This is a genomic window from Prauserella sediminis (assembly GCF_014195435.1).
In the GTDB taxonomy this organism is placed as follows: Bacteria; Actinomycetota; Actinomycetes; order Mycobacteriales; family Pseudonocardiaceae; genus Prauserella; species Prauserella salsuginis.
Genome location: NZ_JACIBS010000001.1, coordinates 1,457,465 through 1,481,140, shown reverse-complemented (window position 1 = coordinate 1,481,140; position 23,676 = coordinate 1,457,465). Strand labels below are relative to the sequence as shown.

Sequence of the window (23,676 nt, the reverse complement as noted above, 5' to 3'; positions counted from 1 at the left end):
CCCCACGGTGACCATCCCCACGGTCCGGGCGGTCAGCAGGTCGCGCTGGGGCTCGTCGGTGTCGCAGCGAAGCTCGCCGAGCCGGGCGATCACGCCGTCGTGAGTGGCAGTGCCCGCCTGTGGTCCGTCCGCGGTCAGCGAGACCTGACAGGCGCGCCGGTCGCTGCTGCGGGTCCGGGCGACGAGGCCACGTTTCTCGGCTCGGTCGACAGGTCGTTGAGGCCGGACTTTCACCGGCAGTGGCCGTGCGAGCGTGGTGGCACCCGCCGTGCCAGGGTAAACCTGATGTCGGATTCGACAAATCTTGAATCCTGATTCAAGTTCGCGTAGCGTGCACAACCCACTCCCGGGGTCTGCGATCGTGGACGGAAGAGGCGAGCTCGTATTGAAGATCTGCGCTGCCTGACTCGGGGCGTGAACACGTCGTGGCACACGGAATCATCGTCGAAGGGTATGACCCATCAATGCGCGCCATCCACATCAGCAGTCTCGACGGCCCTTCCGCGGTCGAAGTGGTCGACGTCCCGGCCCCGGCCGATGAGGAGCAGGTCACCGTCGATGTGAGGGCCGCAGGGGTGGCGTTCCCCGAGTTGCTGCAGACGCGGGGCCTCTACCAGGTCAAGCCGGAGCTCCCGTTCGTTCCGGGTGCGGAGGTGGCAGGGGTGGTGGCCGCGGCGCCCGCGTCGTCCGGGCTGGCCGTGGGAGACCGGGTCGCCTCCCTGCCGTTGCTCGGCGGTTTCGCCGACCGGGTGCTGGCCCGCCCGGACCTGACCTTTCGCCTGCCCGACGGCGTGTCCTTCGAGGAGGGCGCCTCCTTCCTGTTCAACTACTGCACGTCCTACTTCGCCCTCCTCGAACGCGGGCATCTCGCCGAGGGGGAGACCGTCCTCGTGCACGGTGGCGCCGGAGGCATCGGCACCAGTGCGATTCAGGTGGCCAAGGCGTTCGGGGCCGGGCGCGTGATCGCGGTGGTCTCGGCCAGCGAAAAGGGCGACGTGGCCATGGCAGCCGGGGCGGACGAGTTCGTCCTCGCCGAGAACTTCAAGGACGAGGTCGGCCGGGCTGTCGACGTCGTCCTCGACCCGGTGGGCGGTGACCGGTTCACCGACTCGCTCCGCACGCTGCGCGAGCACGGCCGCCTCCTCGTGGTCGGCTTCGCCGCGGGCGACATCCCCACGGTCAAGGTCAACCGGCTGCTGCTCAACAACATATCCGTGACCGGCGTGGGCTGGGGTGCCTACTCGATGCCGCGGCCCGGGCACGTCGCCACCCAGTGGGCAGCCATGGAACCGCACCTGCGCAGCGGGGCGCTGAAACCCGTGCTCGGACCGTCCTTCCCGCTCGAGCAGGCCGCGGACGCGCTGCAGTGCCTCGAGCGGCGAGCTGCCACGGGGAAGGTGGTCCTCACGGTGTGAGCGGAGATCGTGCCGCCCGCGTTGGCGGCGGCCCATGTCGGATCGCGCGCCGGCGTGAGCAGCGTTGGCGTGGGTGAGCAGGGTCGGCCGCCGGCGTGTGGCACCATGCATCTGCATCCAAGGAGGGCAGATGAGCAGCAAGAGCAGCGCGCGCGGCGACTCGGCCGTGCCTCCGCTCGCCGACACCTCTGCGTTCCGTGCTCCGCCGGTGACGGCGCGAGGTGCCCGCACTCGTGCCGCTCTCGTTGCGGCCGCACGTGTGGTCTTCGAACGTGACGGCTTCCTCGATGCCAGGCTGACGGACATCACCTCCGAGGCGAAGTGCTCCACGGGGAGCTTCTACACCTACTTCTCCAGCAAGGAAGAGGTCTTCCTTGCGGTCGTGGAGGAAGCTCAGCACGACATGCTGCACCCCGGCGCCCCGCACCTGGACGAGGACGAGGCCTCGCCTGCCGCGGTCATCGAAGCGTCGAACCGTGCCTATCTCGAGGCCTACAAGCGCAACGCCAAGTTGATGCTGATCCTTGAGCAGGTTGCCGTGGTCGACCCGAAGTTCCGAGAGGTGCGCCGCGCCCGCAGCCGGACGTTCGCCGGGCGGAATGCGCGCGCCATCGCGAGGCTTCAGGAACAGGGTCTCGTCGACCCCGGCATCGACCCCAAGATGGCCGCGATGGCCTTGTCCGGCATGGTCTCGCGCCTCGCCTACAACGTCTTCTGTCTCGGTGACAAGGCGAGCATGAAACAGCTGGTCGACACCACGACCCGGCTTTGGGTCAACGCGCTCAAGCTCGACGAGAGCTGAGTGGCCGGCGCCTGAATGACCGGCGCCTGAGGGGTTGGCGCCTGCGCGGCGGCCGCTGCGGAAGTACGACATGGTCTGTCCGGTCGCTTCCGGTATCGAAGGGAACCATGCTTCGCTGACGCGGCCGATGGGCGCTGCGGCCACGATCGGCTCATCCCGCTCAGCCGGGAATCTCGATGAAATTGACGGCGGGTTCAAGTAGGCGGGCCGACGGTTGCCCGTTCGTCCGTTCGGCCGGTTGACGTGCCTGGCCCGAGTCGGCCGAGCACCCTGCTCATTGCCGGCCGGCGGGGTGCCGCCGCCGGGTTCGACCGCGCGATGGCCTGCAGTTTCGGCCGGCACGCCGTTGCGGTCGCCGTGCCGGAGTGCCGGCCCGCGATGCACGTCGCGCGGGCCGGCGAGGACTGTTCGGTGGCGCCGGCGGCAGGCTCGGTGCCCACAGTCGCGCCACCTTCGCAAGCTTGAATACGAATCCGGATTCAAGTAGCGTGCGACACCAGTCGAGACCGAGGAGTCGCGTATGGCGAACCCGTCGCTCCCTGCTCGCCGGGCGGTCTTGTTCGACTTCGGCGGCGTTCTCACCACCGGAGTTCTGGCGGCGTTCGCCGAGTTCGGCCGTGAGCTCGGCGACTCCCGGCTGCCCCTCCGGGTGGTGGCATCGGACGAGCAAGGCAAGAACCTGCTGAAGGCTCATGAGGAGGGCCGCATCGACCAGGCGGTCTTCGAGCGTGGCCTGGCCGATCGGTTCGCCGCACACGGCGCTGAGGTGCCGGCGAGTGGACTCCTCCGGCGGATGCAAGCCGGGCTTCGCCCCGACAGCGCGACGATCGACCTGGTGAGGCGGCTTCGTTCCCAGGGATGGCCCGTGGGGCTCCTCTCGAACTCGTTGGGGGACGACTGCTACGCCGGTTTCGACCTTCCCGAGATGTTCGACGCCGTGACGATCTCCGCCGAGATCGGCGTGCGCAAGCCTTCGCGCGAGGCCTACCGGATCGCGTGCAGGCGGCTGGGCGTACGTCCCGAGGAGACGGTGATGGTCGACGACCTCGAACAGAACATCGCTGCCGCGGGCCGGTTGGGCATGGCGGGAGTCGTCCACACCGACGCGGTCACCACCGAGGCCGAGCTCACGGCGCTGCTCGGCCACTGAGTCCGGACGCGCCGGCGGGCACGAGCCAACCCGGAGACACCTGCCCCCCCCCAAGAACAGACGACAAGCCACGAGACAACTACTCCAGAGACAACAAACTCCAGAGACAACAAACCACGGAGACAATCGACCACAGTGGCCGTTCGGTCACCGATGGAGGAGCGACCATGCTGGAGCTGACCGAGCGGGGCCGCGAGTATCGCGAGAAGCTGCTCGATTTCATGGACGAGCACATCTATCCGGCCGAGGCGACCTACCGGACGCAGATGGAGGAGGCGCGTGACCCGCACTTCCAGCCCCCGATTCTCGAGGAACTCAAGGCAAAGGCGAAGCAGCGCGGCCTGTGGAACCTCTTCCACCCGGACGAGGAGTGGGGATCGGGCCTGACCAACCTCGAGTACGCCCACCTCGCCGAGATCATGGGCCGCAGCCCGGAGCTGGCACCCGAGGCGACGAACTGCAACGCTCCCGATACCGGGAACATGGAGGTGCTGACCCATTTCGGCACCGACGAGCACAAGGAGAAGTGGCTCAAGCCGTTGCTGGACGGCCAGATCGCCTCGGCGTTCGCGATGACCGAGCCGGCCGTGGCGAGCTCCGATGCCACGAACGTCGAGCTGCGCATGGTCCGGGACGGCGACGAGTACGTGCTCAACGGGCGAAAGTGGTGGACGTCGAACGCCCTGCACAAGAACTGCAAGGTGCTCATCGTCATGGGCAAGACCGATCCGGACGCGCCGAAACACCGCCAGCAGAGCATGATGGTGGTCCCGTTGGGCACCCCTGGCGTCACGGTCCTGCGGAACTTGCCGGTCTTCGGTTATGCGGACCGTGAGGGGCACGCCGAGGTCGTATTCGAGAACGTGCGAGTGCCGGCCACGGCTCTGCTCGCCGACGAGGGCGACGGCTTCATGATCAGCCAGGCACGGCTGGGGCCCGGCCGCATCCATCACTGCATGCGTTCGATCGGCATGGCCGAGCGCGCCCTAGACATGATGATCGACCGGGCACAGTCCAGGGTCACCTTCGGTGCTCCGGTCGCCGACCGGGCGAACATCCAGGACTGGATCGCCGAGGCGCGCATCGAGATCGAGATGGCCCGTCTGCTGACGCTCAAGACGGCCTGGCTGATGGACACCGTCGGCAACCAGCGGGCCCGAGTCGAGATCGCCGGCATCAAGATCGCCGCACCCGAGGTCGCGCTGAAAGTCGTGGATCGGGCGATCCAGGTCCACGGCGGCGGTGGCGTCTCGGACGACTTCCCGCTGGCCTGGCTGTACGCCCATCTGCGCACGCTGCGTCTCGCGGACGGGCCGGACGAGGTCCACAAGCGCACCATCGCCATGACCGAGCTGCGTCGTCGGGACCCGGCGTGGAAGAAGAAGGCGTGACCGAGATCGGTCCCCGCCCGCGTCGTGCTCGACCCGACGCGTCTCGGCACGTGGCGCACCGGCCGTACGCCCGACTCCGGCGCGCAGACACCGCTCGTGCCGACCGGCCAACCGCAACACGACCACGAGGAGCGGCCCCGTGACGAACGTTGTAGCGAACATCTGGAAACACGCCGACCAGCGCCCTGACGCCATCGCGTTGCGGGAGGGCGACCGGAGCTGGACCTGGGAGGAGTTGCGGGCGCAGGTGTCCGGCGCTGCCGCCGTCCTCAGGGACCGAGGCGTCGCAGCCGGCGACCGGGTGCTGATGGCGGTGCCGACGAGCGCCGAGTTCGTCTTCGTCTACCACGGGGTACTGGCCCTGGGCGCCACGGCCGTGACCGTCAACCCGGTCTCCGCCCCGCGGGAGCTGGAGTACTTCCTCGCCGACGCCGAGTGCAGCCTGGCCATCGGGTGGGACGGAGCGGCCGAGGCGCTGGTCGAGGCGAGCGACGCGGCCGGTGTACCCCGGTGGCCGCTCGCTCCTGACACGATCGCCCCGGAGCGCGTTCCCTCCGACATCGCCGACGTCGGAGGGAACGGGATCGCCGTCCTGCTCTACACCTCCGGTACCACCGGCAAGCCCAAGGGCGCCGTGCTGACGCACGAGAACCTGTTGTCCTGCGGGCGGATGCTCTCCGAGGCGCTCGACACCACCTTCGACGACCGGATGGGTACGGCGCTGCCACTGTTCCACGTGTTCGGCCAGGCCTCCGTGATGGCCGCTGTCTTCACCGTCGGGGCTTCGCTGTCCTTGCTGCGGCCGTTCAGCGGCCGGGCGATGCTCGAGATGGCTGCGGAGCATCGGCTGACCGGGCTGGCGGGCGTTCCGACGATGTGGAACGAGATGCTGCACGCCGAGACCGAGCTGACGGCCGAGGATTTCACCGACCTCCGGCTGGCCTGTTCGGGCGGCGCGGCGCTGCCCGTCGAGGTGTCCAAGGCGTTCCACCGCCGCTTCGGTGCGTGGGTGCTCGACGGTTACGGGCTGAGTGAGACGACCGGCGCCGCGACGTTCAGTTCCCTGGACATGCCCCGCAAGGAGGGCAGCGTCGGTCGTGCGCTGCCGGGGTGCAGGTTGGCGATCCTCGACGAGTCACGGGAGCCGCTTCCGGTCGGGGAGGTCGGCGAGGTCGCGATCCAGGGCCCGGTCGTCATGCGGGAGTACTGGAACCGGCCCGATGCGACCGCGACGGTCCGTCATGGCTCGTGGTTCCTCACCGGCGACCTCGGCCGAATGGATTCCGACGGCGACCTCTTCATCGTCGACCGCAAGAAGGACCTCGTGATCCGCGGCGGCTACAACGTCTACCCGCGCGAGGTCGAGGAGGTGCTCTACGGTCACCCCGACATCCTCGAGGCTGCGGTGATCGGCATCCCCGACGAACGGCTGGGGGAGGAGATCGGCGCTGTCATCGCACCGCACGAGGGGCGGGCGATCGACGCCGCCGACCTGCGTGAATGGCTGGGGCAGCGGTTGTCGGCCTACAAGGTCCCGCGCATCTACCAGGTCGTCGACGCGCTGCCGAAGGGAACCACCGGAAAGATCCTGAAACGCGAGATCGATCGGGACGACGTTCTCGCCACGGGCACCCGGCCGAGCCGGACCGCGCCCGCGCGCTGACCGGCCGTCGGCGGAAGGCGGCAGGGCCGGCGAGTTCGGCTGCGGCCGGACGGCCCCGGACCTCGGCGCGAAGCTCACCGCCCACACGGGTCGGTCCGGGGCCTCGGCCCACCGGAGCGGAGGACCGGTACCCCGGACCGATCGAGCAGTGAACGCGCCGTGCCGGTGGGCCGTACACGTGATGGGCTGACTGCCCACCGCTCAGCTGTGCGAGCGGGTCTTGAAGTCGTCGAACTCGAGCAGGAGGGAGACACCGAGTCCGGCGAGCAGCGCCCAGAAGGGGCTGGAGATGCCGAGGATGGTGACGTCCCCCATGGCGACGACGAGAGCGACCAGCGCGCCGAGTTTGTAGCGGCCCTCGGTGAAGGCGCCCCGGAAGGCGATGATGAGGACGCCGAACATCGCCAGTCCGGCCACGGTGGAGATCAGTTCGCCGGGGAGCGCGCTGACCAGGCCCACGGCGATGCTGGCGAAGAAGCCGAACGTGACGAAGATGATGCCGTTCACGACGGCCGCGGCGTAGCGGCGGTCGTGGTGCGGACCGGCCTGGTCGGAACCGCAGATGGCGGTCATCGGCCCGGCGATGCTGGCGTTGTGGCCGCCGAACCCGGAGACGAGGAGGCTGGCCGCTCCGCTGACCACGGTTATGTTGTTGACCGGCGGACGGTACTTCTCGGCGATGAGCACACCCATGGACTGGATGTTCTCCGCCTGGATCACCAGTGCGAGCGGGATTCCCACGCCCAACATGGTCAGCGGGTTGAAGTCCACGCCGACCCAGGTCGGCAGAGTGAACTCGGTGCCGACGTTGGCCGAGGCGAACGAGTCGGTGAGGACGGCCGCGACGATGCCGAAGACGAGGGCACCGATCACTCCCGGGACTGCCTTGACGAACCGGCTCAGCAGCAGGAACCCGACGACGGCGGCACCGACCAGGAACGGTCGCGTTTCGGCGGCGCCGACGATGTTGAGGGCGTACTTGAACAGGACACCGCCGATCATGGCCATCAGGATCGGCATGGGTAGCCATCGCACCAGGGTGCGGACGAAGCCGGACAGTCCGAGGAGTAACACCAGGACGCTGGCGGTGAAGTAGGCGCCGATCATCTCCGGGAGGGAATGGTCGGCCAGGCTGGAGACGACCAGCGCCGCCGCGGGAATGCTCCACGCGCCGACGATGGGCTGCTTGTAGTACAGCGCCATGATCAGCGAGATGAACCCGCCGACCAGGTAGACCGTGCTGACCCACGAGACCGTTTGCGCGGTGGTCAGTCCGGCGTCGGTGGCGCCGTTGACGACGATCAGTGCGGGGCCGGTGCAGCCGAAGACCGCGGCGACGACGCCGGCGCCGATTGTCGAGATGTCGAGGGAACGTGGCAGGCCCCGCAACCCGGCACGGTAGCCGGGGCCGGACTCGATGAGCCGGTCGGACTCGTCGGAGCCGCCGATCTCGTGGTCTTCGATGCTCTGGGACATACGTGATCCATTCGTCAGGCTGCATCCCGTGGTGCAGGTCGGCTGATTCGACAGCACCGACGCGCCTGTCCCAGTGGCGTCGGTGCGGCGGATCGGAGAGGGGCGCCGAGTTGGCCCCCTGGGCCCCGAGCCGGGGAGTTCCCGGCTCGGGGCGAGGACGATCAGAAGAACCAGTGCTCGGGTTCGGCGCCGTGGGGCGTGATGTCGCTGAATCGACCCTGATAGAAGCCGAGCGGGTCGCCGTCCCGGGTGCACACGTCGGTGACCCTGCCGAAGACCACCGTGTGGTCACCGGCTTCGACGATCCGGTCGACCTCGCAATCGAGGTGTGCCAAGGCATTCGGCACCACCGGAACATGGTGGTCGCCGTATTCGAGGCCGAGGCCGCCGAAATGGTCCTCGCCGCGCTTCGCGAACCGCATGGCGATCGGTTGTTGCCGTTGCGAGAGCAGGTTGACGACGAAGCGTCCCGAGTCGGTGACCGCGGTGGCACTGCGCGCACCGTGGTTGAAGCACACCAGCAGCAGCGGCGGATCCAGCGACACCGAGGTCAACGAGTTCATGGTCATGCCGTGCGGCACGCCGTCGGACTCGGTGGTGATGACCGCGACACCGGTCGCGAACCGCCCCATGGTTTGCCGCATCGTGGTGGGATCGACCAGTTGCGGGGTCATGGCGGGCATCTCACCGCTCCGCCGGCGCCGGGTACCGGACCTCGTAGGTCGTCACGCCCTCCTCGGAGCGCCACGGCCCGTGCGGCATGCCCGGCGGACGGCAGGCGAACTGGCCGGCGTGGAAGGTCTGACCCAGCGTCAGATCGGTGAAGGACCCTTCGATGATGTAGACCTCCTCCCAGAACTCGTGTTTCTGCACCCCCAACGCAGTCGAGTCGGCACCCGGCTCGTACCGCAGGATCCTGGTGGCGACGCCGGTCGCCGGGTCGGTGGCGAGGACACGCTCCTTGATCAGCGGATCGTCACCGGGACACAGCGTGTACTCGATGTCGGTGATGTCGGTGAACTCGATCGCGGGCTTGCTCATCGTGTTGCCTCCGTGCCGGTGGTGCTGTAGCTCGCGAGGAAGTCGTTGACCTCGGCGAGCGGCTGGTCGTAGCCGTAGTTGCGGTAGGCGTAGCCCTTCACGACGAACGGCGCGCCTGCGTAGAAGAGTTCGTACTGCTGGTGCCGGCCGGCGAACTCCGAACCGATGGCGTCCCAGACCAGCTTGAACAACTTGATCCGCTCCTCGGCCGGGGTGCCGGGGCTGCTGACGTAACGATCCATGTGGGCGCGGGTCGTCTCACCCCGCAGCTCCTCGACACTCGCGGGCAGTTGCAGGACGCCACCGCCTGCGAGGTCACGCAGGATGCCGATCACCCGCGGGTGGATCTCGGACTGCAGTCCCATGGCCCCGTACAGCGCACGGGCTCCGGGACGGCACAGCCCCTGCTCGTCACTGTCGGCGGTGTGTTCGGCGGCGAGCACCCCCGATTCCACGATGGACACCAGGCTGGCCAGCTCGCCCAGCTTCTCCACGACACCGGGGAATTTGTCGACGCCGTTGACCTCGGCGACCTTGCGAGCCAGCCCGGCCAGGAAGCGCAGCTTGGTGGCGAAGCGGATCTGGGCCTGCCAGTTCCCGAGAACATGGGCTCCGGTGTCGAAGAACTGCCGGCGGAGACCGGGCACGTCCTTGTAGACGAAGACGTTCTCCCAGGGGATGAAGACCTCGTCGAACACCAGGAGAGCGTCGGTCTCGTCGTAGCGCGACGTGAGCGGGTAGTCGTACTCGCTGCTGGCTCCGGGAGCATAGGGGCGCCGGCAGTACAGCGTCAGCCCTTCGGCGGCGACCGGCACGGTGAAACTGACCGCGAAGTCCTCGTCCTCGGCCTGCAGGGGTTTGATGCAGGAGACCAGGATCTCGTCGGCCACGGCGCCGCCGGTGGCGAGCATCTGCGCGCCCTGCACGACGATCCCGTCGGGCCGTTCCTCCTTCACACCGACCTGGATGAAGTCGCCTTCCCAGGCATGCGCCGTGGTGGCACGGGAGACCTGCGGCGGGATGATCGCGTAGGAGACGTAGAGGTCGTCGGCGACCACGCGGCGATGGAACGCACGGACGTTCTCGGCCAGGTTCTTGCCGGGACCCCGGTTCTCGGCGAATGCCTCGGGGTGGCTGGAGAACGCTGCCAGGAACGCGCCGACGTGGTCGGGCGAACGTCCCACGAAGCCGTGGGTCTCGGTGGCCCAGACCTGAGCGGCCTCTCGAAAGGCCGTCAGCTCCCCGGCGTCACGCGGCGGGAGGAAGAGCCGATTGACGGCCCGTCCGGTGGCGGGGTCATCGGTCTGCATGTTGTTGACGGGGTCGGCCGCCAGTTCGAAGAGACGTCCGATCGTGTGGGCGATCGGCGCGAAGGCCGGGTGTTCGGCGACGTTCTTGACCGGCTCACCGTCGACGACGACGCGGCGGCCGTCGTCGAGTGCGGCCAGGTAGTCGGTGCTGGTGCGCATCAGTTTTCCCTCACAGAAGTGGTGTAGGTGAATTCGACGGCGGGCTGTCCGGGAACGTGGAGGCGCATCCGCCATTCCCGGCCGAACCGGAACTCGCCGTCGAGGAGCGGCATCGTCCCTCCGAAAAGGACCAGCGGGACGTCGCCGGAGCCGAACGAGTCCCATTCGGCGAGGACCTGGGTGATCGGGAGCAGCTGGGCGAGGGTGCCGTCCTGGTAGAGCTCGCCGTCCAGCCAGCAGGCCGCCGTGATCTCGTCCCACGGCAGCGATTCGGGTTGTGTGCCCAGGTCGATCACGGTGCCGGCCACGGGCTTCGGGCACGCGCCCTTGGAAGCCTTGATGTCGTGACGCTCGAGCGCCCGGTCGGTGTGGTCGCTGCCCACCGTCAGGTAGTAGCGGCCGTCGGTGCGGACGAGGACGGGCTCGACTTCGCCCGAGGTCTGCTGGCCGCCGACCTCGACGGTCTCGTCCACGGTCAGCAGGCCGGTGTCCAGCTCGTAGAAGGCCGGGATGCTGTCCGGCTCGGGGACACCGATGACTGCGAGCTCCTCGATGTGGTGCCGGACTGCGTCCTGGTTCCGGCCGGTGTAGCCGGCGACGACGAGACGGCCGGGCGTCACGTCGACCGGCTGGCCGTCGACGGTTCGCAGCCGGAGCGAGGTGGCGGTGCGGGCCATGACTCTCCTTGACTGTTGGGGATTCCGTGCTGAATGGGGGATGGCGCCGGTGGGGCGCTACGACGTGGGCACCGGGGCCGGCACGGGCCAGCGCCGGTCCGCGAGTGCGGAGAACTCGGCGCGCGCCTGCCGCGGGAGGGCGGGGTCGACGTCGGCGTAGGTGAAGCCTTCCTCCGTGCCTGCCTCCACCAGGACTTCGCCGGTCGGTGTGACCACTCGGCTGTGACCGCCGAGGACGACGCCGTGCTGCTCGCCGACGGCGTTGCAGCCGATCAGGATGGCCTGCTGTTCGACGGCGCGGACGGAGGTGAACAGTCGCCAGTGCGACAGCCGCGCGGCAGGCCAGGCCGCGCAGACGAGCAGCTGCTCGGCGCCCTCGTCGACGAGGCTGCGGAACAACTCGGGGAATCGCAGGTCGTAGCACGTGGTGATGCCGGCGGTGGGGCCGCCGACGTGTCCCACACCGAGCTGATCGCCGGGGGTGAGCAGCTCGGATTCCCGCGATCCGTAGCCGAACAGGTGCACCTTGCGGTAGGCCGTGACGACAGTCCCGTCGGGGGCGACGACGGCCGAGGTGTTGTGGAGCCGCCCGTCGGCGCCGGCCTCCACGAAGCTGCCGAGATGGACCAGCAGGTCGAACGTGCGGGCCCACGTGCGTGCGGCCGCCAGCGTGGGGCCTTCGAACGGCTCGGCGCGGGCCGCGTACTGCTCGAACGAGAAGTATCCGGCGGTCCACATCTCCGGGAGGACGAGCAGGTCGGTGTCGGCCAACTCGTGCTCGGCGTCGACCATGCCGGTCACCCGGGCGATCCGGTCCTCTACGGATTCCTCGCCCGGACTGGCGAGTTGAAGGAGGGCGATTCGCATGGCCTCACCATCGCGTGATGCAAGGCACACCGATATCGGATGGACGCCGGGCCGTGCTCGGAATCGCGCAGGCGGCCGCTCCGTGGGAAGGGACGCCCGCCGCGGGTCAGCGGCGTGTCGCCAGCAGTTTCGAAGGTGTGGTGCCGTAGCGGCGGCGGAACGCGGTGCCGAACTCGCCGAGGTGGAAGAAGCCGCAGCGATAGGCGACGTCGGTGACCGACAGCCCGGGTGCTCCGGTGGTCAACAGCGCGTGTGCGCGTTCCAGGCGCTGCTCGCGGAGCCATTGCAGCGGTGAGGAACCGACCTCGCGCCGGAACGTCTGCTGCAGGGTTCGGACGCTCGTGCCGCAGGCCTCGGCGACGGCGGTGACGGTCAGTGGTTCGCTCAGCCGGTCCAGCATGAACTCCATGGCCTGGTGGACGCGTGGCGAGTTCGGCCGGCCCTGACCGGCGCCGGTCCTGGACGTCCGGTTGTTCGGCTGCGCGGCGAGCAGTGTTTCGAGAATCAGCTGCTCGAACTGCCACATCAGGCGCGGCCGATGGTCGGTGATCTCGGAACCGGCCAGGTTCACGGCCGATTCCAACAGGCCGTCGAGCGTGGCCACTCCCGGTGCGAGGGCGAGGTCGAAGTCGACGGGGCCGACGTCGCCGGTCAACGCGGCCGCGGCCGACTCGACGCGCTCGCGGTCGAGCCGGATGACCAGTTGGTCCCAGGTTGGGCCGAAGTCGAAGGCGAACTCCCGGTGCGGGCCGATGATGACGCCGCGGTCGGGCGAAGCGGTGGCGACCTCGTTGCCGTATCGGAACGTGCCGTGGCCGGACAGGGGAAGCGTGAGCAGGTAGTCGTCGAGTGCGCCGTCGCCGGAACTGACGGTGACCTCGGTGCCGTAGCGAAGCCGGTTGACCGACGTGTCCTGCAGCCGGACATGCACCAACCTGGTGGCGAGGTGCGAGCCCGCGCTTTTCACGGTGAGGGAATGAGGACGCAGCGTGCCGGTGCAGACGTCGACCGTCTGCCCGGCATCGCCGGTGTCGTCCAGGATGGCGTGGCCGCGATGTTCCGCGAGTCGCGCCAGCGATGGGGCACTCATCTCATCACCCCATGACAGGTGAGCCGTCTGAGTTCGGGTGCTTCCCCGATCGGGAGCTTCATCCTGTGCGATGTCGTGCGCTGCGTCAACGGTCGGCGACGACGGATAGGGGGCTTCCGGCCGCGCGACGTCCGGGGCCGTGACCCTCGGTATCGGACCGAGTGCGGTCGGGGTTGATCGCGGTGGGGTTGCAACGGAACGTTCGCCACTGTCCGGGCCGCTCGATCGAGCTTCTGGTGGCCGAGTCGGCGCTGCGCTATCCGGTGGCGCCCGCTGTTACGTTCAGCCAATGAAGATCAAGACGTTTTATTCGAGCAACCCCGAGAAGCTGGACAAGAAGGTCAACGAATTCCTGAATGACCCCGCCGTCGAGGTAGTGGACATCCAGCTTTCCAGCAACGTGTTCCTCGCATGGGTCCTGATCCAGTACAACGCCGCGTGAGGAGAACTCGGCGCCGCCCGGGCCAGGTGTCGCCGCCCCCGACAGCGGAGTTGAGCTGGCACCGGGGACAGCGCCTCACGTCGGCTGAGATCGCGGCGTGGGAGAGACCGCTGCCGTGCCGAGGCGCTCAGCGCGGCGACGCCGTGGAGTCTCGTGCGACGAGCTTGGCCTGCAACTGGGCGTGGCGCGCCCGTCCGGGACCGCCGTCGATCCGGTCGAGCAGTTGCTTGCCTGCGCGTACGCCGAGATCGTAGGTCGGCTGTTCGACGACGGTCAGCCCCGGCCGCACGAGGGTCGTCCACGGCTCGTCGTCGAAGCCGATCAGGGACAGCTCTCGCGGCATGCGCAGCCCGCGGTCCTGGGCAGCCCGGTACGCGCCCGACGCGAGAACGTTGTCGGTGCACAACAGGGCCGTCGGCGGTTCTGCCAGGTCGAGCAGGCCGGTCGCGGCGTCGTAGGCCGACTCGCGGTCGTAGCGCGCGGCGCCGACGAGTGTCTCGTCCGCGGTGATGCCCGCGTCGGCGAGAGCCGAGAAATAGCCCCGCAACCGCACCGCGCTCGGCAGCAGCCCTCGTTTGCGGTTGCCCTTCCTCAGGTGTGCGAGATCGCCGCCGGCCTCGGTGATCACGCCGATGCGCCGGTGTCCCAGCTCGACGAGATGTCCCACGGCCTCGGCGACCGCGTGCTCGTTGTCGATCGTCACGCTGTCGGCATTCGGAACGCCGCTGGCCAGCCGGTCCAGTAAGACGACGGGCACGCCGACGTCGATGGCGCGCGCCAGATGCGCACCCTCGGACGGGAGTGCGGGCGCGACGATGACTCCGTCGACCCGCTTCTCCGACATCACCGCCATGGCACGGCGTTCGGCGTCGACGTCGCCGCCGGTGTTCGACAGCAGGACTTCGAATCCCGCCGGTTGCGTGACGTCCGTGATGCCGCGCAGGGCGGTGGCGAAGAACGGGTTCGACACGTCGCTGACGAGCACGCCCAGGGTCTGTGTGCTCCCGGTGATCATGCTGCGGGCGAGTCCGTTGGTGCGGTACCCGAGCCGCGCGGCGGCGTCGGCGACGCGATCACGGCTGCGCTGGCTCACCTTGCCGTAGCCGCCGAGTGCGCGACCCGCGGTCGCCGTCGACACGCCCGCTTCGCGTGCCACGTCGATCAGCGAGGGCGCACCACGTTCCGTCATCCCGTGGCACCTCCCGTCGTTCACCGCGAATTTCCCCGGGTGTCTTGACGCATCGTACCCGCATTGAGAAGGTTCTCACCCAACACCCACTGAGAAGGTTCTCACTCAATCCCGACACGACAGGCTCAGTAGATGACACTTCGCATCGGCGTCGATACCGGAGGCACGTTCACCGACGTGTGCGCGTTGGACGAACGCACCGGTCGCATCTCCGTACGCAAGGTTCCCAGTACCCCTGACGACCCCGGCCGCGCGATCGTCGACGGGGTGTCCGGCCTGCTCGACGAGCTGGGTGGCCGGCAGCTGGCCGAGGTCGGCTACTTCGCGCACGGTACGACGGTCGGCACCAACGCCCTGCTCACCGAGGGTGGCGCGCGCACCGGGTTGCTGACCACGGAGGGGTTCCGCGACCTGCTCGAACTCGGGCGCGGCCGCAGGCCCGCGATGTACGACCCGCAGGCCGACAAACCCGGCGCACTCGTCGGCAGGGACCGGCGGCTCGAGGTCTCCGAGCGCGTCCGCCACGACGGGCGCATCGAACGTGACCTCGATCCGGAGCAGGTCCGGCAGCTCGCGCGGGAACTCGGCGGGCAGGGAGTCGAGGCCGTCGCCGTCTGCTTCCTCTACAGCTTCGTGCATCCCGAGCACGAACGAGAGGTCGAGCGGGTCCTGGCCGAGGAGCTGCCAGGGGTGTACGTGTCCATCTCATCGGCGGTGCTGCCCGAGTTCCGCGAGTACGAGCGACTGTCCACTGTGGTGATAAACGCCTATATCGGACCGGTCGTGTCCCGATATCTGGCCCGCCTTCGCGGGAAACTGCGCGAGCTCGGCCTCACGGCGACGCCGCACGTCACGCAGTCCAACGGCGGCATCATCCCGTTCGAGACCGCGGAGCGCACGCCGTCGCGCATGGTCCTGTCCGGCCCGAGCACCGGGGTCGTGGGTGCGGCCGAGCTCGCGGGAGCAGCGGGGTATCCGGACATCATCACCTTCGACGTCGGCGGTACGTCCTCCGACGTGTCGCTGGTGCAGGACGGGGTCCCGAAGGTCACCAACGGCACCGAGATCGACGGCAGGCCGGTGCGGGCACCCATGTTGGACATCCACACGGTCGGTGCCGGTGGCGGGTCGATCGCGTGGATCGATGCGGGCGGCGCGCTGAAGGTCGGCCCTGCCAGCGCGGGAGCCGATCCCGGGCCCGCCTGCTACGGAAGCGGCACCGAGCCGACCGTCACAGACGCGAACGTGGTTCTGCGCGTGCTGAATCCGGAGCACCTGCTCGACGGCGGGTTGGACATCGACGCCGACGCCGCCCGGCGGGCCGTCGAGTCCGTGGCCGAGCCGCTCGGGCTCGACGTGCTCGACGCGGCGGCCGGGATCGTACGGGTGATCACGGCGAACATGGCGAGGGCGATCCGCGTCATCTCCGTCCAGCGCGGCTACGACCCGCGCGACTACGCCCTCGTCCCGTTCGGCGGCGCAGGCCCGCTCCACGCGAGCAGGCTCGCCCGCGAACTCGACATGCCCGCGATCGTGATCCCGGAGACGCCGGGTGCGCAGTGCGCGGCCGGCTTGCTGATGACCGATATCCGCGCCGACTTCCTGCGCACGAACATCATGCGGGTCGAGGAAGGTCGCGAGATGGACGCGGCGGAACGGCTGGCCGAGGTGCTGGACGGGCTCGGGGAGCAGGCGTCGGCGTGGCTCGCCGAGGAGAACGTCCCCGAGGGGCGGAGGAACCTCGAACGCTGGGCCGAACTGCGGTACGCGGGGCAGAACTACGAACTGCCCGTCCGCATTCCCGACGGCGACGTCACGGCGGCGACCATCGACCAGCTGGCCAAGCGGTTCGCCGCCGAGCACGAACGGCTCTACGGCTACGCGGCGCCGGACGAACAGCTGCAGATCGTCACGGTGCGGCTGCGTGCGATCGGCGAGGTCGCCAGGGCGGAGCTGCAGCGTGCGGAGCGGGCCGGGACCGACGCGTCGGCGGCGATCCGCACCACCCGCGAGGTCTACGTGCCGGAGGCCGGCGGTTTCGTCGCCTGCCCGGTGTACGACCGGTCGCGGCTCGAGGCGGGAAACCGGTTCGACGGCCCCGCCGTGATCGAACAGATGGACACCACGACGCTGCTGTTGCCCGGCGACGTGGCTGAAGTCGATGCGCTGCGCAACATCGTCGTGGAGGTGGGACAGTGATCAAGGATCCCGTGCTGATCGAGGTGATCGGGTCGGCGCTCTCGTCCGTCGTGGAGGAGATGAGCGAGACGCTGGTGCGTGCCGCCTACTCCACGAACATCAAGGAGCGCCGCGACTGCACGGCGTCGGTGTTCGACGCCCGCGGCCGGATGCTCGCCCAGGACGAGGGCGGATCGCCGCTGCATCTCGGTTCCCTGATGGGCATCGTCGACGAGATCACGCGACGGTACCCGGCCGACACGATCGCCGAGGGCGACACGTTCATCGGCAACGACCCGTTCCACGGCGGCGGCTCGCATCTGCCGGACATCGTGCTGGTCTCACCCGTGTTCGTCGCCGGCGAGATCATCGGGTGGGTCGCGAATCTGGCCCACCACGCCGACTTCGGCGACCGCGGCCACGCGCACATCTTCCAGGAAGGGCTGCGCATCCCGCCGGTGCGGCTGATGCGCGAGGGCACGATGCAGCAGGACCTGTTCGACCTGATCCTGCTCAACTGCCAGGTCCCACACGAACGGAAGGCCGATCTGCGCGCTCAGATCGCGGCCAACCGGCTGGCGGTGACCCGGTTCTCCGAACTGTCCACACGCTACGGACCGGACACGCTCGTGCGGGCGTCGGAAGCGCTGCTCGACTACACCGAGCGGCGCACCAGAACGGCGATCTCCCGGGTTCCCGACGGGGAGTACACGTTCGCCGACGTGTTCGACTGTCCCGAACTGGATGAGGAACTCGACCTCGGTGTTCACGTCACCGTGCGCGGCGACGAGGTGGATTTCGCCTTCACCGCACCGGATCAGGTGCGGGCGAGCGTGAACGTCGTGTGGACCGGCCTGTACGCCGCCGTGTACTACGCCCTGAAGACGCTCGTCGATCCGGACATCGTGCCGAACGCGGGCCTGCACCGGCCCGTGCGCATCGATGCACCGCGTGGGTCGGTGCTGAACTGCGTGGAGCCCGCGGCCGTCAACGGTAGGAGCGAGACGTGCCAGCGGGTCGTCGACCTCATCCACGGCGCGCTGGCCGACGCCGTGCCCGAAGCTGTCACGGCAGCGAGCAACGGAGCCAACACCGGCGTGCACTTCTCGGGCGTCGACACGCGCACCGGGCGCTACTTCGTCTACCTCGAGACGATCGGCGGCGGCTGCGGCGCCCGGCTCGGCAAGGACGGCCTCGACGGGGTTCAGGTCCACATGACGAACACCAGCAACCTGCCCGTCGAGGCGTTGGAGACCGAATACCCGTTGCTGGTGTCGGAGTACGCGCTCATCGACGACTCCGGTGGGGTCGGCCGGACCCGCGGCGGAATGGGGATCCGGCGCACGGTGCGTGTCGAGGCCGACGACGTGCACTTCTGGCTCGACACGTCCCGGCAGACGTCACAACCGTGGGGACTCGCGGGCGGCGGCCCCGGGGCGAGCGCGGAGGTGGAGCTTTCCGAGGGAGCCCGGCCGGTCATCGCCGGATACACCCGCCTGCAAACCGGCGACGTGGTCTCCGTGCGCACCGCGGGTGCGGGCGGGTACGGACCACCGGGGGAACGGGGTCGCGCGGCAGTGGAACGCGATGTCGCGGAGGGCCGCGTCTCGGCCCGGACCGCGCAGGAGAGTTACGGGGTGGAGCAGTGACAGTACGTACGGCCGTCATCGGTTTCGGCACCGCAGGCCGCATCTTTCATGCGCCTTTTCTGCAGTATGACGATGCGTTTTCGTTGGATTTCGTTGTGACCGGGAATGGGGAGCGGGCGCGGGAGGCGCGGGAGTCGTATCCGGGGGTGGCGGTGTTGCCGGATGTGGCTGCGTTGCTGGAGCGGGCTTCGGATGTGGATTTGGTGGTGGTCGGGACGCCGCCTGTGTCGCATGCGGACATCGCTGGGCAGGCGTTGGACGCGGGCTTGCACGTCGTCGTCGACAAGCCGTTCGCGACGACGAGTGAGCAGGGCCGGGCGTTGATCGACCGTGCGCGCCGCGCCGGGCGGATCCTGACGGTGTATCAGAACCGGCGGTGGGACGGGGATTTCCTGACGTTGCGGGAGCTGGTCGCCTCCGGTGAGCTGGGCGAGGTCTACAGCTTCGAGTCGAGGTTCGAGTGGTGGAAGCCCGAGGGCGGCCGTGGGTGGAAGGCGAGCGCGGGTGTCGGCGAGGGCGGCGGGATTCTGTTCGACCTGGGTACGCATTTGATCGATCAGGCGGTGCGGTTGTTCGGGCCGGTCGAGGATCTGTGGGCTGATGTGACCACGCGTGGGCCGGATGCCGCTGATGACGATTCGGTGGTGGTGTTGCGGCACGCGGGTGGCACGCGGTCGCGGTTGATCATGTCGGGGGTTGCGGCGTTGCCGGGGCCGCGGTTTCACGTGGCGGGGTCGCGGGCCGGGTTCACGATCTGGGGGTTGGATCCGCAGGAGGATGCGCTGCGTGGGGGTGCCAGGCCGGGTGATGCCGGGTTGGGGGTTCGCGGCGAGGGGCAGTGGGCCACGGTCGGTACGCGGGACGAGTCGCGGCGGGTCGAGCCGCGGCGGGGGGACTACGGCGAGTTCTACCGTCGGCTCGCCGAGGCCATTGCCGGCACGGGCGAGGTGCCGGTCGACCCGCATGAGGCGGTCGAGGTCCTCGAACTCGTCGAACGCGCCCACAGCCACCCGACCCGGCGCTGAAGCGATCGCAGAGAGAAGAAGGTGGATATCTCCATGCCCACAGGCAACGCACCCGCCGAACGGGTCGTCGTGCTCGGTGGCGGCATCATCGGTGTCTCGACGGCCACGCACCTGCGCCGCCGCGGCGTCCCGACGGTGCTGGTGACCGAGGACGAGCTCGCGAGCGGTGCTTCGGGCCGATCGCTGTCATGGCTGAACTCTGCGGGGAGCCGGTCGGCGCCGTACCACGCGCTGCGCGTCGCCGGGATCGATCGGTACCGCACGCTCTTCGCCGCCGATCCCACCCGTGACTGGTTGCGGTTCGACGGCGGTCTCTGCTGGAAGCCGTCACCGGACGAGGCCCGCGGGCGGCATCAGGCCGAACTGCGCCACGGCTACGAATCGCACCTGCTCACTCCCGACGAGGCCGCGCGCACGGTGCCCGGCGTGGATCCGCAAGCCGTCAGCGGGCCCGCCGTGCACAACCCCGGTGAGGGCTGGGTATCGCTCCCGCACCTGATCGAGAGTCTCGCCACCGAGTTCGTCGACGCGGGCGGTGAGCTCGTCACCGGCGCAGGCCGGTCGAGCGTGCGGACGGCGGGTGGCAGGACCGCCGGCGTCCGCACCGCGGACGGCAGGGACGTCGACGGCGACACGGTCGTCGTGGCGTGCGGCGCGCAGACCCCGGAGGTCGCCGCGGAGCTGGGTGCGACCGTGCCCGGCGCCTCGCCGCCGGCGATGCTCGTGGTGACCGAACCGGCTCCCGTGCCGTTGCCGGCGGTGCTCAACACGCCGCGGGTGGCCGTGCGCCCGAACCCCGGCGGGACGTTCGCGCTCGACCACGACTGGTACACCGACCGCATCGCGATCTCCGCGGCGGGCGAGTACACGGTCGACGAGGCGGTCGTGAAGGAGCTCGTCGCCGAGGCGGCCAACGTGCTCGCGGGCGACACCGGGTTGACCGCGGCCTCGTGGAAGCTCGGTCCCAAACCGATCCCCGGCGACGGGGAGCCCGTGTTCGGACGACTCTCCGAGACGCCGGGCTGCTACGTCGCCTTCACTCATTCCGGAGCCACACTCGGCCTCATCGCGGGCGAACTGATCGCCCACGAGCTCGGCACCGGCTCCGATCACCCGATGCTCGCCCCGTTCCGCCCGGAGCGGTTTCAGCGCTGAACACCGCCGCCCGCACCTGCATTCACGAGTGCGGGCCCGAGCCCGGAGGAGACCACCGTGACCGTCGACGATCCGCAGCGGACCGCCCCCGCACCGCAGCCGAAAGGGGGTGAACGCGCCCGGAAGAAGGTGCTGGTGTCGGCCATGCTCGGCAACGTCGTCGAGTACTACGACTTCAGCCTGTACGGAACACTGGCCGTCATCATCTCCAGACAGTTCTTCCCGGAGAGCGACGCAGCGGTGGGACTGCTGTCGACATATGCGGGTGTCGTGCTCGCCTACGCGCTGCGCCCGCTCGCGGGCATGGTGCTCGGGCCGGTCGGCGACCTGAAGGGACGCCGGTTCGTCCTGATCCTCACCCTCGCAGTGATGAGCATCGGCACCGCGGGCATCGGCCTCATGCCGACCTACGCGGCGATCGGCATCTTCGCGCCGATCCTCATTCTGCTGTGCCGGGTGTTGCAGGCCATCGGTGCGAGCGTGGAGTACACGACGGCGGCCAACTTCATCTTCGAACACGACCGCGGGGATCGACGCAACTTCCTCGCCGGGCTGAGCGTCGCATCCACCTCCGTCGGACCCTTGCTGTCCACATTGGCCTGTTACCTCGCGATCTCCGCGATGCCGGAAGAGGCGTTCAACTCGTGGGGCTGGCGGATCCCGTTCCTGCTGTCGATCCCGATGGCCCTGATCGGCATCTACATCCGCAGGCACGTCGAGGAAACGCCCGAGTTCAAGGAGGTCGCCGAAGCCGCCAAGCGGAGCAAGGTCAAGCAGACACCGTTCCGCACCGCGGTGCGGTACCACTGGCGGGAGATGCTGAAGGCGATCGGCCTCGGTGCGGGCCAGCGGGTCGGCTCGTTCGTCATCCAGGCCTACTTCGTCACCGCGATGGTCAGTGCCGGCTTCGCCGCGTCGAACGCCCTGCTCGCGTCACTGCTCACCTACGCGATCGGGCCGATCCCGGCCATCTGGGGCGGCAAGGTCGCCGACCGCTACGGCGCGAAGCTGCCGCTCGTGGTCGGATACGGCCTGTTCGTGGTGCTGACCGTGCCGACGTTCGTCGCGATCGGTTCGGGTTCCCTCGGGCTCGCGATCGTCGCCGTCGTGGCGTTCACGTTCATCAACAACTTCGTCGGCGCGCCGTTGACGACCGCGTACGTGATGAGCTTCCCGCCGGAAGTGCGTTCGAGTGCCTCGGCGCTGAACTACAACATCGGCACGACGATGCTCGGGTCGACGGCCGGGCTGGTCGCGGTGTGGCTGTTCGACCTCACCGGAACGAACACCGCCTTCGGCTGGTACATGACGGCGATCTGTGTCGTGTCGGTGCTCGTGTCGCTGTTCGCCATGCCGGCGGCCGTCGACGAACAACGACGTACCGAGGTGCGGAGCGCGTGATGGATCGCGCCACCGTGGCCGAACTGGGCCTGCGCGCCCGGTTCGGCAGGAAGGAACCCGTCGAGGGCCGCCGCGGCATCGTCGTCACCTCGCATCCGCTCGCCGTCCGCGCGGGAACGGACGTGCTGAAGGAGGGCGGCAACGCATGCGATGCGGCGTTGGCGGCCGCCGCGGCCCAACTGGTCGTCGAACCGCATATGACCGCGGTGACGGGCGGGTTGTCGGTGCTGTATCACGACGCGGCATCGGCCACGTCGTCGTATCTCAACGGCAACGTCGCGGCGCCGCTGACCCGGCTGGCCGGTTTCGGCGGTGCCGACCTGAGCACCGGCCGCGGCGTCCCCGTGCCCGGCTGGTGGCCCGCGTTCCGCGCCGCTCATGCCCGGTTCGGCACGGGGACCCGGAACCGGCTGCTGGCACCCGCCGTCCAGCTGGCGCACGACGGCTTCCCCGTTCATCCGTACCTGTTCGGCGAGCTGTACGCGCATCGAGCCGAGCTGGGCGCGCATCCGCAGGCGCGGGAGGCTTACCTGCCGGGCGGCAGTCTCGTGGCACCAGGGGACACGCTGCGGCAGGAACGCCTCGGCCGCACGCTGCAGCGGCTGCGCGACGAGGACCTCGACTACTACCTCGGCGACTTCGCCCGCGCCTTCTCCTCCGAATGCGTCCGTGGCGGGGGCGTCATCACCCCGGACGACTTCCACGCCTACGAACCGGGCTGGTACGAACCGGTGCGTGGCAGCTATCGCGGTGTGGAGGTGGTGGCGTCGGCCCCGCCCGACGACGGTGGCGCTCAGCTGGTCGATGCGATGCACCGGCTGGAGACCTGTGACGTGCCGTCGATGGGGCCCGCGACGGAATCGGCCGACACGCTGGAACTGCTCGCCCGCGTGCACAACGACGTCTACTACGCGCCGGCGCGGACCGGGGAGGAACCAGCCCCGGCGGGAGGGCCGCGGCACGGCCGGATGCCCTCACCGGGAACCATCCACGTGACCGTGGTGGACGAGCGGCGCAACATCGCGTCGATCACGCATTCGCACATGGCCTCACCGTGGGTGAACGGCCTGTTCGCCGAGGGAACGCAGCTGTCCGGCGGCGGGTCGTTCTTCCAGCGTGGAATGCCCGAGCCCGGCCGGCGAGCCCGGGTCTACCTCGCGCCGAACCTGCTGCTCTCCGCCGGGCGGCCGGTGCTCGCGTCCGGTTCGCCGTCCGTCTCGCTCGTGGCGTGCCTACTGCAGAACCTCGTGCACCTGGTCGATTTCGGCCTGCCCATCGAGGAGGTCGTCGCGATGCCGCGATTCGGTGCCCGCCCGCACGAGCCCGAGCACGGATGGCTGCCCGGCGTCACGCTCGAACACGGATTCCCCGCCGACGTCGACACCGAGTTCCGCCGCCGATGGGCCGCCAGCGGGGGATGGCTGTCGGACCTCGGGCCGTGGCATTCGCTCACGGGCAACTTCGAGGGCGTCACGCTCGATGCGGGGTCCGGCCTGTTGCGGTCGTGCGCCGACCCGAGGAGGAACGGGGCCGCCGAGGCGTACTGAGCCCGTCGACGGGGGGTCGGCGCCCGCGGATCAGGGCGGCTCGGCAGGG

The 23,676-nt window shown here is 69.2% G+C and carries 20 protein-coding genes; 12 read left to right on the top strand and 8 right to left on the bottom strand.

Annotated elements, in window-relative coordinates:
* Positions 1 to 464: 464 nt before the first annotated feature.
* The 5 genes from FB384_RS06665 to FB384_RS06645 all read left to right on the top strand — a co-directional run bounded on the left by FB384_RS06665 (position 465) and on the right by FB384_RS06645 (position 6,421).
* The gene (locus tag FB384_RS06665) at positions 465 to 1,415 is read left to right on the top strand and encodes an NADPH:quinone oxidoreductase family protein (protein WP_183780275.1); all 951 of its coding nucleotides are present in this window, start codon (positions 465 to 467) and stop codon (positions 1,413 to 1,415) included.
* A 130-nt stretch (positions 1,416 to 1,545) separates the two neighbouring features.
* Positions 1,546 to 2,217 (top strand): TetR/AcrR family transcriptional regulator, encoded by a 672-nt coding sequence (locus FB384_RS06660; protein WP_183780272.1) that lies wholly within the window; start codon positions 1,546 to 1,548, stop codon positions 2,215 to 2,217.
* Between the two features lie 520 nt (positions 2,218 to 2,737).
* On the top strand, positions 2,738 to 3,367 hold the full coding sequence (locus FB384_RS06655) for an HAD family hydrolase (protein WP_183780269.1): 630 nt from the start codon (positions 2,738 to 2,740) through the stop codon (positions 3,365 to 3,367).
* A 167-nt stretch (positions 3,368 to 3,534) separates the two neighbouring features.
* Positions 3,535 to 4,758: an acyl-CoA dehydrogenase family protein gene (locus FB384_RS06650; RefSeq protein WP_183780266.1), complete on the top strand. Its 1,224-nt coding sequence runs from the start codon at positions 3,535 to 3,537 to the stop codon at positions 4,756 to 4,758.
* A 139-nt stretch (positions 4,759 to 4,897) separates the two neighbouring features.
* Entirely contained in the window at positions 4,898 to 6,421 is a 1,524-nt protein-coding gene (locus tag FB384_RS06645; protein WP_183780263.1) for a class I adenylate-forming enzyme family protein, read from the top strand.
* A gap of 201 nt (positions 6,422 to 6,622) precedes the next feature.
* Here FB384_RS06645 and FB384_RS06640 read toward each other — a convergent pair whose 3' ends face one another.
* The 7 genes from FB384_RS06640 to FB384_RS06610 all read right to left on the bottom strand — a co-directional run bounded on the left by FB384_RS06640 (position 6,623) and on the right by FB384_RS06610 (position 13,041).
* On the bottom strand, positions 6,623 to 7,897 hold the full coding sequence (locus tag FB384_RS06640) for a benzoate/H(+) symporter BenE family transporter (protein ID WP_183780260.1): 1,275 nt from the start codon (positions 7,895 to 7,897) through the stop codon (positions 6,623 to 6,625).
* Between the two features lie 161 nt (positions 7,898 to 8,058).
* Positions 8,059 to 8,571: a flavin reductase family protein gene (locus tag FB384_RS06635; RefSeq protein ID WP_228725972.1), complete on the bottom strand. Its 513-nt coding sequence runs from the start codon at positions 8,569 to 8,571 to the stop codon at positions 8,059 to 8,061.
* 10 nt (positions 8,572 to 8,581) lie between these two features.
* Entirely contained in the window at positions 8,582 to 8,938 is a 357-nt protein-coding gene (locus tag FB384_RS06630; RefSeq protein WP_183780254.1) for a cupin domain-containing protein, read from the bottom strand.
* Positions 8,935 to 10,407: a 4-hydroxyphenylacetate 3-hydroxylase family protein gene (locus FB384_RS06625; RefSeq protein WP_183780251.1), complete on the bottom strand. Its 1,473-nt coding sequence runs from the start codon at positions 10,405 to 10,407 to the stop codon at positions 8,935 to 8,937. The genes FB384_RS06630 and FB384_RS06625 overlap by 4 nt, the downstream gene beginning before the upstream one ends.
* On the bottom strand, positions 10,407 to 11,084 hold the full coding sequence (locus tag FB384_RS06620; RefSeq protein ID WP_183780248.1) for a DUF2848 family protein: 678 nt from the start codon (positions 11,082 to 11,084) through the stop codon (positions 10,407 to 10,409). The genes FB384_RS06625 and FB384_RS06620 overlap by 1 nt, the downstream gene beginning before the upstream one ends.
* A gap of 57 nt (positions 11,085 to 11,141) precedes the next feature.
* Complete coding sequence (locus tag FB384_RS06615) at positions 11,142 to 11,951, bottom strand: nitrilase-related carbon-nitrogen hydrolase (protein WP_183780245.1); 810 nt, start codon at positions 11,949 to 11,951, stop codon at positions 11,142 to 11,144.
* Between the two features lie 106 nt (positions 11,952 to 12,057).
* Entirely contained in the window at positions 12,058 to 13,041 is a 984-nt protein-coding gene (locus FB384_RS06610) for an AraC family transcriptional regulator (RefSeq protein ID WP_183780242.1), read from the bottom strand.
* Positions 13,042 to 13,330: 289 nt separating this feature from the next.
* Between FB384_RS06610 and FB384_RS06605 the strand changes: the two genes are divergently transcribed.
* A complete protein-coding gene (locus FB384_RS06605) occupies positions 13,331 to 13,483 on the top strand; it encodes a V-type proton ATPase subunit F family protein (protein WP_183780239.1) in 153 nt (50 codons plus the stop codon).
* A 127-nt stretch (positions 13,484 to 13,610) separates the two neighbouring features.
* Here the strand turns inward: FB384_RS06605 and FB384_RS06600 are convergent, their stop codons facing one another.
* Positions 13,611 to 14,672, bottom strand: coding sequence for a LacI family DNA-binding transcriptional regulator (locus tag FB384_RS06600; RefSeq protein ID WP_183780236.1), 1,062 nt, complete (start codon positions 14,670 to 14,672; stop codon positions 13,611 to 13,613).
* 132 nt (positions 14,673 to 14,804) lie between these two features.
* Between FB384_RS06600 and FB384_RS06595 the strand changes: the two genes are divergently transcribed.
* From FB384_RS06595 to FB384_RS06570, 6 genes are read left to right on the top strand one after another with little or no spacing between them, the layout of a single operon-like run.
* Positions 14,805 to 16,871, top strand: a complete 2,067-nt coding sequence (locus tag FB384_RS06595; RefSeq protein ID WP_183780234.1) for a hydantoinase/oxoprolinase family protein — start codon at positions 14,805 to 14,807, stop codon at positions 16,869 to 16,871.
* The gene (locus tag FB384_RS06590; protein WP_258936556.1) at positions 16,868 to 18,499 is read left to right on the top strand and encodes a hydantoinase B/oxoprolinase family protein; all 1,632 of its coding nucleotides are present in this window, start codon (positions 16,868 to 16,870) and stop codon (positions 18,497 to 18,499) included. Before FB384_RS06595 ends, FB384_RS06590 begins: the two co-directional genes overlap by 4 nt.
* The gene (locus FB384_RS27270) at positions 18,496 to 19,524 is read left to right on the top strand and encodes a Gfo/Idh/MocA family protein (RefSeq protein WP_183780232.1); all 1,029 of its coding nucleotides are present in this window, start codon (positions 18,496 to 18,498) and stop codon (positions 19,522 to 19,524) included. The genes FB384_RS06590 and FB384_RS27270 overlap by 4 nt, the downstream gene beginning before the upstream one ends.
* A 33-nt stretch (positions 19,525 to 19,557) precedes the next feature.
* Complete coding sequence (locus FB384_RS06580) at positions 19,558 to 20,679, top strand: NAD(P)/FAD-dependent oxidoreductase (protein ID WP_183780230.1); 1,122 nt, start codon at positions 19,558 to 19,560, stop codon at positions 20,677 to 20,679.
* Positions 20,680 to 20,736: 57 nt separating this feature from the next.
* Positions 20,737 to 22,080: an MFS transporter gene (locus FB384_RS06575; RefSeq protein ID WP_258937853.1), complete on the top strand. Its 1,344-nt coding sequence runs from the start codon at positions 20,737 to 20,739 to the stop codon at positions 22,078 to 22,080.
* Positions 22,080 to 23,627, top strand: a complete 1,548-nt coding sequence (locus FB384_RS06570) for a gamma-glutamyltransferase (RefSeq protein WP_183780228.1) — start codon at positions 22,080 to 22,082, stop codon at positions 23,625 to 23,627. Before FB384_RS06575 ends, FB384_RS06570 begins: the two co-directional genes overlap by 1 nt.
* Positions 23,628 to 23,676: the final 49 nt, after the last annotated feature.